The sequence below is a fragment of the Bathymodiolus japonicus methanotrophic gill symbiont genome (assembly GCF_019721995.1).
Taxonomy (GTDB): Bacteria; Pseudomonadota; Gammaproteobacteria; order Methylococcales; family Methylomonadaceae; genus Methyloprofundus.
Genome location: NZ_BLYC01000082.1, coordinates 1 through 9,699, shown reverse-complemented (window position 1 = coordinate 9,699; position 9,699 = coordinate 1). Strand labels below are relative to the sequence as shown.

The following is a 9,699-nucleotide window of genomic DNA, read 5'->3' as shown; positions in this document are numbered from 1 at the left end:
TTTTTCTCTCCAAAAAACTTAAAGTATAATTATGTAACCCAGTAGAATAACATTTTTTAAGATTATTTTTTAGCGTTATGTCCAAACTTACAGTAAAAAATCATGATCGTAATATTGCAGGCTATCAATATATTTATCCAGTTAACTCCAGACGCTCGGGTGGCTTATCTATCGGTATTAATTTTAATACTAATAATGCCTGTAACTGGCGCTGTATCTATTGTCAGGTACCTGACTTAAGCGTAGGTGCAGCACCAGAACTGGATTTTGAATTATTAGCAATAGAATTAGCCGGTTTTTTGCAGGATGTATTGCATGGAACATTTTACCAGCGCTTTGAAATAGAGCCGGCAAGACAAATTATTAAAGACATCGCTATTTCCGGCAATGGCGAGCCAACCAGCGTGCATGAGTTCGCCAAAGCAATAGCCTTCATTACCCAAACTCTCGAGCAGGCCAATATTCCCGACCCGTTTCAATATGTATTGATTAGCAATGGCAGCCTGATGCATAAAGCCGATGTACAGCAGGGCTTGCAGTTATTTAACAAATATAACGGTCAACTCTGGTTTAAATTAGACAGCGCTACCGATCTAGGACGGGAAGCAGTGAACCATGCTGGCTTAAGTGCGCAAAAACAGCTGGATAATTTAATCAGTTCGGCAAATCTGTGTTCGACCTGGATTCAGACTTGTGTATTAGGTTTTACATCCAGCCAAGGGCAGGGTGGTCTACTAGACACACAAGAGCAGCAAGCCTATCTGGCTTTATTAGCAAAGATAATTCAGCAGGTCCCATTACAGGGCGTGATGCTATACAGCCTGGCCAGACCCTCATTACAGCCTGAGGTAAATATTATTACTAGCGCAAGCATGGATCAATTACAAAAATTTGCTGAGCAGATACGCAGCCTGAGTTTGCGAGTGAAGGTGTGTTTGTAATCGTTGCACATTTGTTGGGGAGTTGGCTAAAGCCAGCGCATCAAGCCCCAATGGATGCGCTTCGTACCTGATCATCCTATGCATGTTGCCTAAGGGACTTACATGGAATAACTTAAGCAATGGCTTGTCTTTTTATCCGTCTTCTGGGTTATAGAAGCACTTAGGTAGCTGGCTATGCAGCTGTTTCTTTGCTTTGAATACGAATAAAAATTCTGCGCCAGATGCTCAACTTATTCCGTGCGCGATCATTAATTTAATATCAGTGGGGCTTAGCCGGGTTACGTTTTTTAAGTATTTTCCAATTAACAAATGAGTCAGTGGACATTAATATTATTGAGTATGATAATGCTGGTGGTTGCAGGCGCGCCATGCTACCTCACGAAATTCCGGGACTCCTGTCGCCGTAATTCGTTCACCTACGCAGCGAATAGGAGATGCTCCAGCCGCCCTGCGTCCGCCACAGACTGAGCACAAAGCAGCTCAGTCATGGCTACCACAAATGGCTCTACGGCTATTCGGGATAAAATTTTAGCCTCCCTCGCGCGCTATCGCGCACTTCGGATTGGCAAATTTCCCTGCGCCTTCTGGAGACTATCAGCCCGTCCGGGGCTGACAGCGCAGGAAGTTATCGTTACAGAGTGAAATAAAGCAAAGGAGCTATAGAAAAAAAAGACTGTCTTTTCAAGTAGTATCAGACTAAGCCTGACCCTCCAAAGGGTCGGGCTTTTTTATGCCTATCTGTTTGAGCAATCCATCAAGTAGTAGTGCTAGCACATTGAGTTGAAATATGGCCGGAATAGGTGTTTAATAAAAGATTACTGAAAGTAAGGGATAGAAAGATTCTGATTAATCTTGGCAAGCTAGTTACCTTAAATTATTCAGTTTCTCATTACTATACTTATATTATTCGATCAGGACTCAATAATGAAAACTTATAATACAACTTTTACGGTTAAACGACTCTGGCTAATATTGTCAGTCAGTATGCTGGTATCGTTTTCCATCTTATTGTTTTATGGATCGCAAATTTATCAAAAGGCACCTCCAATTCCTGAGGTTATTAAAACGACGAGTGGCAATATTGTTTATACCCGCGCTGATATAGAGCGCGGCCAGAATATCTGGCAGTCTATAGGTGGTATGCAGCAAGGCTCAATCTGGGGGCATGGCAGCTATCTTGCACCGGACTGGAGTGCAGACTGGCTACACCGCGAAGCTTTGGAGCTGTTGTCACTTATTGCCAGTGATGAAATTGTCAGCGAGTTTTCATCTGGCGAACAACGACTTGAAATGTATAAGGTGACTCTACGCCACGAGATGCGTAAGAATACCTATGATCCGCACACTGGCAGCATAACAGTCACCCCAAATCGTGCAGCAGCGATTAAAATCCAGGCGCGCCATGCTACCTCACGAAATTCCGGGACTCCTGTCGCCATAATTCGTTCACCTACGCAGCGGATGGGAGATGCCCTGAACGGCCTGCGTCCGCAACGACTACGCACAAAAGCCGCTTCGTCATTCGCTGAAAATCCTGGAAACGGAGCTTTAGCGAAGTGAAGATTTTTAGTCCGCGATAGCCGTAGGGCCGTTGTTTTGTCGGAGTCTGAGCGTTAGCGAAGGTGGAGACAAAATAAAAGGCCATCCGACACGGCGTCAAGTCATTTGGAGCCTATGTTCCGACCCCTTGTTGGGTCGGGACGAGGTGACGAGGACGAATCGGGGCCGCCGGAGGCATAAGTGGTCGCGTTAAGTTTTTGCTGCTTGCTTGGGCTGGGATGCCCAAAACAAGCTTTCGCAAAAATAGCGACTCCCCGAACTACCTCACTGGCTGGACGGCTATTCGGAATGCAATTCTTGCTCCTCTCGCGTGCTGCTAGCACACGTCGAATCAGCGAATTGCCCTGTCGCCTATCAGGGACTAAAAATCACCACTTCGCTAAGCTCCGTTTCCATGATTTTCAGCGGTAGCCCGGCATTACATTAATTTATTCACTGCTAAAGGCATCAGTGTTCCCCTATCAATTGAGGCGGTAAAACTAACCTCGCCACAAGAGAGCTCATAAAGCACTGTAAAGACATTCCTGTTATTATTGCGTTTTGAACTGCCCGAATGGTATACGAGCTGATACGAGATATTCTTGCCTGGAAAAATAATGGATTCACAAAACGATCTCGTTTTTGAGCCTGTTGCTGCCTTATCTCCAGAGCCTCGCTATATTTTTTATCCGATGGATGAATCAATTCTGGCTGTTGTGTTTTTGAAATCTCTTCAAACACGAGCATTAAATTATAGCTCATTGCAGTCAGGCGCATTTGATCTTCAAGTGAGCGGGTATTGGAAGACCAAGCTTTAGTTTCCTTGAAATTACTTTTAGTGTTATTGAATGTCTTTTCAATCGTCCGCTGAAAATCAGGGAAACGGAGCCTAAGCGAAGTGAAGATTTTTAGTCCGCGATAGCCGTAGGGCCGTTGTTTTGTCGGAGTCTGAGCGTTAGCGAAGGTGGAGACAAAATAAAAGGCCATCCGACACGGCGTCAAGTCATTTGGAGCCTATGTTCCGACCCCTTGTTGGGTCGGGACGAGGTGACGAGGACGAATCGGGGCCGCCGGAGGCATAAGTGGTCGCGTTAAGTTTTTGCTGCTTGCTTGGGCTGGGATGCCCAAAACAAGCTTTCGCAAAAATAGCGACTCCCCGCCATCGCTTGAAATACAGCATGGCAATGGTTCCAGGGTTAATAGTCATTGGCAAGGTTGTCACAAACCGGTGAAGTTTTCCGGTTTCTGGATCACGGTAATCCACCACGTTAAATTTGATGCCCTTGTTTTCGTACACACTGTATGCTTCAACCCCTGTATTGATCTCATGGCGGGAGTCAAAAGGGATAGACTCAACCAGAGTCGCAATTGAATTTTCTTTTAGCATTGAAATCATGTAATTAGCATGTCGTTTCTGCCGATCCCACCAGACAAAGTCGGTGACGGCTTTATCGTAGACATAGAGATGTTTCTGAGAGCTGTTATTTCCCTTGTTTTGCTTTTCAATATGATTTCGTAACACAGGTATTTCTTGATGTCTCTGAGTTCCGTTTGTCACCAGACAAAGAAATCTGAGCAACCCACTTCTGAGATTCAACGCGTAAATCCCCCCGGCCGCATAAACTTTCCCCTTGCTGTTTTTTTCAGTATGGCAGGCATGATCAATAAAATGTCCATCCGCTGCTTCTATGGTGTATTCGTCAAGTTCCGGGAATGCTTTAAGATAATCAATGCCTTGCGATAGCAGTGTTTCAGAGTGAAGATGATAGCTCTGCTGTTCAAATGCCTCAAGCATACTTGTTCGTCTATGCGACTTCAGTGATTTAAAATACGTTGAGTGGGGAAGCAGCTGGCCATAAATCTGTTCATTGGTTTGGAGGAAATGGCGACCACTATCGACTACACTGATACAGCGTAATAACCCAAGGCGAATAAAGTCGATATCCTTCAACTCTGGGCATGAACGAGCCCACAAAGGATGACGCTCTGCTAACAGGGCACGTTCCATACTTTCATTGCAGTGTTGGTGAATATGTTCAGAGAGTGGTAGGTCTTTAACCTATCTTCGTCACTTTTATCTCTTCAAGTCATTGATTTATAATTCGCATTAAAAATTCATCGTAAAAATCCCTTTAGAATCAATGGTGTTTTTTTTGAGGGTCTCTGTAGTGCCATCTTAACTTGCTCTGGCCCTTGATTTTCCCTGGTTTTTCACCGATGCTAGTGGTATGTATATTCGAAGAACCAAAACAAAAAGCCTTGAAGACGGCTCAGCTTATTTCACTTACCGCATTGTAGAATCTGTGCGTATAGGAAAACAAGTCAAGCAACGTACATTGCTCAATATAGGTGCGGACTTTACGATTGATAAAAAGTACTGGCCCTTGCTGACGGCCAGAATCGAACAATTACAGCAAGGTTTGGAACCACATCAGGAAGAGCTATTCAATTTAGCCGATGATTTAAATCAACTTCTGGAAGCAACAGCCCAGCGCTATAGCTCACTGATGACTGCAAAACTGTCACAACCGCTAGATTCAGAAACAACAACGCGAGATTTTCATCATGTCGATATTAATCATGTCGAAGCCATTAATGCCCGTAGTATTGGTGTTGACTGAAGTTTCCCAATAATTATTTATGGTAAAATTGAAACTATGCTACAACTATATGAAAAAAACAGTCTTTTCATTCGTTTCAAATGCTATTGCCTAAGGGGAATTAAGTAGGGGTTTGCTATAAACATGGCAAAACCACCTAAAATAAACCTCGATACACCAGCATTGTGTATTTCAGCTACTCAATAATTGGGAAACTTCAGTTTTAAAGCTGTTAATCATAATGTGCTAAAGCCCAGCTTACGATATCCTGGGTACTCATGGCGCCCGAGTGTCTTGCTATTTCCTTGCCATTGCGTAGTAACATTAGGGTTGGAATGCTACGGATTGCATATTGATCAGCAATAGCTTGCTGTGTTTCAGTATTTAGCTTTGCCAGACGAAACTTGGGTTCCAGTTGGCTTGCTGCTTGTTTAAAGGCTGGAGCCATTGATTGACACGGACCACACCATGGAGCCCAGAAATCAATCAGCACAGGAATATCATTATGCTGAATATGTTGCTGAAAATTAGCGGCGGTCAAATCGATAGGCTGGGTAGTAAAAAGCAACTTATGGCATTTACCACATTTAGGATTATCGTTCAGCCGAATTTTAGGTATTCGGTTTATAGCTGAACAGTCAGCACAGACGATATACAATGGATCTCTCATAAAAAATCTCCAGATTTAAATTATTTGGTATTGTAAGTATGCGTTAAGCTAATTTTCAAGACAGATTTAAAATATGAATGTTTGTGTAGGGGGGGGCGTTAATGTTACATGCTATTATCCGCTAAAGCGCTGCGAGTTAATCTCAGGGGCTATTGGAGCTTTATGTAATAAATGTTGCACAAAGTGCTGACTATAATAGGGGATTTGTAAGCTGCCTTTCGCTCCAAAGCCGTTAAAGATAGCTAGATTTTGATATTTAGGGTGCAAACCTATAAAGGGCATTTTATCCAGAGTTGTTGGGCGTATATTGGCCTGATGTTTGTCGATGCTTGCAGTAGCGAGTGTTGGTATTGTTTGCGCTAATGCATGCAGTAGTGTGCTTTTCCCTAGATCTGTTGCCTGTGTGTTTAAGTTGATGGTGTCAAATGTTGCACCGGTACGAAATTGGTGCTTATTTATTGGGATAAGCCAGTGACCATAATTTAAAAGCTCGGGCGCGAGTGTTTGCTGAGTTGTCAGGGTTAATATTTCCCCTTTTGCTAACTGAAAAGCTAAGTGCTTAAACCAGGGGTTATGGATGGCTAAATAGCCTTCACAAAAGATAACTTTTTTTGCTGTGATGCCTTGCCAGTTGATGGCGTTATCAATATTCAGGTCTTGATAGACAAACTGTGTGCGTTGGTATGCCTGCTTTGCTTGCAAGAAGTTTTTTAAGCAGGCTAGTAGATTTTGCGTTAACAGGTAGCCAGTCTGTTGTTGCTGAATAATGCCAAGTGGTGCGTTAAGTATTGCAGGTGCTGACTTTAGTTCAGTATCCAGATATTTATGATATGCAGGTTCTTGAATGCGCTGCTGAAATTTAAGTAATTCTTTTTCATTACGCAAGATGCGTAACATAGGTTTTTCTATATAGAAGTCCTGACTGAAAAACTGGCTTAGTTCCTGGTATGTTTGTTTTGCGCAGGGGAGCAGGGTGTCTAGCTTATTATGTTTAACCAGGCGCATTCCGGTGATGGGGTTGATTAATCCTGCTGCAATTTGCGAAGCATTTTCTTGCTGGTTATCAACCAGGTGGACAGTGCATCCCTGTTTTATTAATTCCCAACTGAGTATACTTCCCGCAAGTCCCTGACCAATAATCAGATAGTCTACCTGTTTGCTCACGCTTATTTCAGACGTAAGGTATTTTTCCCTTTGAATTGAATGCCCGCCCAACCATAGCGCATAAAATTCCTAATATTTTGATGGCTAGTACCATTGGGGTCATTTAAGACATCCTGATAATAATCACCAAACAGGCTTAAGGTTTGTTGCTGATCAAGCTGCTGGAGTTGCGCAAAGGCAAAAATTTTACATGAGCCTTCGTTTGTTCCCGCTGCATTTGTTACTGCCTGTTCGCCTAAGCCATTGATGAAGCTTGTGGGTGTGTATTGATAGGATTCATTGATGGTAGATATTGTGTCCTTAAAACTGACTTTCTGGTTTGATTTTAGTCTGTTGATAAAGCTATTTGATGTCATGTTGTTAGGAGAGGAGTCGTAGAAGTAGTCCATTGCGAATTTTGCATCCATGTGCTGAATTCTTCTGCTGGTTGCGGTTTATTTAGATAATATCCTTGCGCCATATCGCAGTGATAAGTGCGTAATTTAGTCATTGTTTCTGCATTTTACACGCCCTCTGCGACCACTTGCAAACCTAGGTTATGTGCCAGGTTGATAGTTGCATTAACGATAATAGCATCATTTTCATTATGTAACTGAAGTTTCCCAATTATTGAGTAGCTGAAATACACAATGCTGGTGTATCGAGGTTTATTTTAGGTGGTTTTGCCATGTTTATAGCAAACCCCTACTTAATTCCCCTTAGGCAATAGCATTTGAAACGAATGAAAAGACTATTTTTTCATATAGTTGTAGCATAGTTTCAATTTTACCATAAATAATTATTGGGAAACTTCAGATTATGTAAGATATCCTGTACAAAGGAGCGGTCTATTTTTAGTATAGATAACATCAGTGTTCCCCTATCAATTGAGGCGGTAAAACTAACCTCGCCACAAGAGAGCTCATAAAGCACTGTAAAGACATTCCTGTTATTATTGCGTTTTGAACTGCCCGAATGGTATACGAGCTGATACGAGATATTCTTGCCTGGAAAAATAATGGATTCACAAAACGATCTCGTTTTTGAGCCTGTTGCTGCCTTCGCTGAAAATCCTGGAAACGGAGCTTTAGCGAAGTGAAGATTTTTAGTCCGCGATAGCCGTAGGGCCGTTGTTTTATCGGAGTCTGAGCGTTAGCGAAGGTGGAGACAAAATAAAAGGCCATCCGACACGGCGTCAAGTCATTTGGAGCCTATGTTCCGACCCCTTGTTGGGTCGGGACGAGGTGACGAGGACGAATCGGGGCCGCCGGAGGCATAAGTGGTCGCGTTAAGTTTTTGCTGCTTGCTTGGGCTGGGATGCCCAAAACAAGCTTTCGCAAAAATAGCGACTCCCCGAATCTCCAGAGCCTCGCTATATTTTTTATCCGATGGATGAATCAATCATTATCTTAAACTCGATGTTCAAGTTTTCAGCTATAACTGGGCTAAGAAAAGTAAATTTTTCCGGCTTTGTTTTATAAGTGATTGATTTACAATGATGTTGATGCTTTCTTTGTCAATAAAATTATCAATAAAATCAATCAGTTAAAAAACTTGAACATCGAGTTAAAGCATTCCCGGAACTTGACGAATACACCATAGAAGCAGCGGATGGACATTTTATTGATCATGCCTGCCATACTGAAAAAAACAGCAACAGGCGCGCCATGCTACCTCACGAAATTCCGGGACTCCTGTCGCCGTAATTCGTTCACCTACGCAGCGAATAGGAGATGCTCCAGCCGCCCTGCGTCCGCCACAGACTGAGCACAAAGCAGCTCAGTCATGGCTACCACAAATGGCTCTACGGCTATTCGGGATAAAATTTTAGCCTCCCTCGCGCGCTATCGCGCACTTCGGATTGGCAAATTTCCCTGCGCCTTCTGGAGACTATCACTCGATGTTCAAGTTTTTCCATCCCATTGCCATCAAACTCTTACCTTCACCCAGTAGAACAATACTTTAATGATGCTGTTGGCCCTAAGCGCCCTAAATCTCTGCCAATCATATGTTTTCCTGATGGCATCAGTTGAAACACATCCTTTATTAATTCACCTAACTCTTTCAGCTTATCACCAGGATCTGGAAACTCTAGCAATGACGTGATGAACTCAAGCAGTACATCCATTTGAGACTTGCGCTGTAAGCTTCCTACGGTATACGCAGGTAGTTTGCTTTCAATGCGGGCTATTTGCTCTGGGTGAAGGAGAAGGCAATGGTCAAACAAAAGACTCAGAATCAGGCCACGGCTTGATCCCTCTTCATCTAATTGTTTGGCCTCACGCCCCCATCCTTCATAAAGCTTCCAGTCCTCAAAGAAAACCTCAATCAGCCATCTCAACGTATAGGCCTGAATAATATCTTGTGTGCGCCAAGTCAGGTCTGTCGCCACTAAATAGCGATAGTCGTTTTCACCGTCATATTTTAAGGCAATGACAAAGCGTTTTTTACTGTGAGAACTCACCTTTAATCGTGCACTGCTGACAGTCACTTTAATCTCTTTGCCGCCACGTACACGTATTATCTGATCAATGCCTTTGTTAATCGAATTAAAGTAGCTCTCGACTGACCTTATTCTACCTCTATATTCAATATTTTGGTTTTTACGTAATTGGCTAATCACCTGCGAGCCTCCAGATTCTTTAGCGGCTTCGTCCATAAAGGCTTTTTCACCATACAGCGCATCAGCCAGTACGCCTTTAATTTTAATCAGGCTATGCGCAACTTTAAACTCTTTTAATAAGCCTAATGCAATCTCTGTTTTGGTTGGGTAGGCACTGTCACGTTCAGGCTTAATAGGCCGATC

Annotated in this window: 16 protein-coding genes and 2 pseudogenes; 5 read left to right on the top strand and 13 right to left on the bottom strand. The window is 43.0% G+C overall.

Features of this window, described 5'->3' with window-relative positions; all coding sequences use genetic code 11:
* Positions 1–77 precede the first annotated feature (77 nt).
* Positions 78–941, top strand: coding sequence for a radical SAM protein (locus K6984_RS29225; RefSeq protein WP_221897793.1), 864 nt, complete (start codon positions 78–80; stop codon positions 939–941).
* Positions 942–1,271: 330 nt separating this feature from the next.
* On the opposite strand, the gene K6984_RS29220 is transcribed toward K6984_RS29225, so the two are convergent.
* Positions 1,272–1,415: a hypothetical protein gene (locus K6984_RS29220; RefSeq protein ID WP_221895133.1), complete on the bottom strand. Its 144-nt coding sequence runs from the start codon at positions 1,413–1,415 to the stop codon at positions 1,272–1,274.
* 12 nt (positions 1,416–1,427) lie between these two features.
* On the opposite strand from K6984_RS29220, the gene K6984_RS29215 reads away from it, so the two are divergent.
* Both K6984_RS29215 and K6984_RS36840 read left to right on the top strand, forming a co-directional pair.
* Entirely contained in the window at positions 1,428–1,583 is a 156-nt protein-coding gene (locus K6984_RS29215; protein ID WP_221898499.1) for a hypothetical protein, read from the top strand.
* Positions 1,584–1,865: 282 nt separating this feature from the next.
* Positions 1,866–2,294: pseudogene (locus K6984_RS36840) on the top strand (nitric-oxide reductase large subunit); the annotation flags it as partial.
* On the opposite strand, the gene K6984_RS29210 reads toward K6984_RS36840, so the two are convergent.
* The 5 genes from K6984_RS29210 to K6984_RS29195 form a co-directional block, all read right to left on the bottom strand.
* Positions 2,273–2,446 (bottom strand): hypothetical protein, encoded by a 174-nt coding sequence (locus K6984_RS29210; protein ID WP_221898498.1) that lies wholly within the window; start codon positions 2,444–2,446, stop codon positions 2,273–2,275. The pseudogene K6984_RS36840 and the gene K6984_RS29210 sit on opposite strands and share 22 nt — an antisense overlap.
* Positions 2,392–2,586, bottom strand: coding sequence for a hypothetical protein (locus K6984_RS29205; RefSeq protein WP_221898497.1), 195 nt, complete (start codon positions 2,584–2,586; stop codon positions 2,392–2,394). Before K6984_RS29205 ends, K6984_RS29210 begins: the two co-directional genes overlap by 55 nt.
* Before the next feature lie 27 nt (positions 2,587–2,613).
* Positions 2,614–2,742 carry a hypothetical protein gene (locus K6984_RS35445; RefSeq protein ID WP_263458596.1) on the bottom strand — a complete coding sequence of 43 codons (129 nt, stop codon included), beginning with the start codon at positions 2,740–2,742 and terminating at the stop codon, positions 2,614–2,616.
* Between the two features lie 206 nt (positions 2,743–2,948).
* Complete coding sequence (locus K6984_RS29200; protein WP_221898496.1) at positions 2,949–3,467, bottom strand: hypothetical protein; 519 nt, start codon at positions 3,465–3,467, stop codon at positions 2,949–2,951.
* 16 nt (positions 3,468–3,483) lie between these two features.
* A complete protein-coding gene (locus K6984_RS29195; protein ID WP_221898495.1) occupies positions 3,484–4,488 on the bottom strand; it encodes a hypothetical protein in 1,005 nt (334 codons plus the stop codon).
* A 220-nt stretch (positions 4,489–4,708) separates the two neighbouring features.
* Here K6984_RS29195 and K6984_RS29190 point away from each other — a divergent pair.
* A pseudogene (locus K6984_RS29190) lies at positions 4,709–5,098 on the top strand (IS1634 family transposase); the annotation flags it as partial.
* Positions 5,099–5,312: 214 nt separating this feature from the next.
* Here the strand turns inward: K6984_RS29190 and trxC are convergent.
* The 6 genes from trxC to K6984_RS29165 form a co-directional block, all read right to left on the bottom strand.
* Positions 5,313–5,750: a thioredoxin TrxC gene (trxC, locus tag K6984_RS29185; RefSeq protein WP_221898493.1), complete on the bottom strand. Its 438-nt coding sequence runs from the start codon at positions 5,748–5,750 to the stop codon at positions 5,313–5,315.
* A gap of 114 nt (positions 5,751–5,864) precedes the next feature.
* Positions 5,865–6,914 (bottom strand): NAD(P)/FAD-dependent oxidoreductase, encoded by a 1,050-nt coding sequence (locus K6984_RS29180; protein WP_221898492.1) that lies wholly within the window; start codon positions 6,912–6,914, stop codon positions 5,865–5,867.
* Positions 6,915–6,916: 2 nt separating this feature from the next.
* Positions 6,917–7,270: a HopJ type III effector protein gene (locus K6984_RS29175; RefSeq protein WP_221898501.1), complete on the bottom strand. Its 354-nt coding sequence runs from the start codon at positions 7,268–7,270 to the stop codon at positions 6,917–6,919.
* A 492-nt stretch (positions 7,271–7,762) separates the two neighbouring features.
* The gene (locus K6984_RS29170; protein WP_221898491.1) at positions 7,763–8,077 is read right to left on the bottom strand and encodes a hypothetical protein; all 315 of its coding nucleotides are present in this window, start codon (positions 8,075–8,077) and stop codon (positions 7,763–7,765) included.
* A gap of 27 nt (positions 8,078–8,104) precedes the next feature.
* A complete protein-coding gene (locus K6984_RS35440) occupies positions 8,105–8,233 on the bottom strand; it encodes a hypothetical protein (RefSeq protein ID WP_263458596.1) in 129 nt (42 codons plus the stop codon).
* 280 nt (positions 8,234–8,513) lie between these two features.
* Positions 8,514–8,666, bottom strand: a complete 153-nt coding sequence (locus K6984_RS29165; protein ID WP_221898490.1) for a hypothetical protein — start codon at positions 8,664–8,666, stop codon at positions 8,514–8,516.
* Positions 8,667–8,678: 12 nt separating this feature from the next.
* Between K6984_RS29165 and K6984_RS29160 the strand changes: the two genes are divergently transcribed.
* The gene (locus K6984_RS29160) at positions 8,679–8,846 is read left to right on the top strand and encodes a hypothetical protein (RefSeq protein ID WP_221898489.1); all 168 of its coding nucleotides are present in this window, start codon (positions 8,679–8,681) and stop codon (positions 8,844–8,846) included.
* On the opposite strand, the gene K6984_RS29155 is transcribed toward K6984_RS29160, so the two are convergent.
* The coding region (locus K6984_RS29155; RefSeq protein WP_230988351.1) for a transposase at positions 8,836–9,699 on the bottom strand (864 nt) is incomplete at its 5' end. The genes K6984_RS29160 and K6984_RS29155 overlap by 11 nt on opposite strands.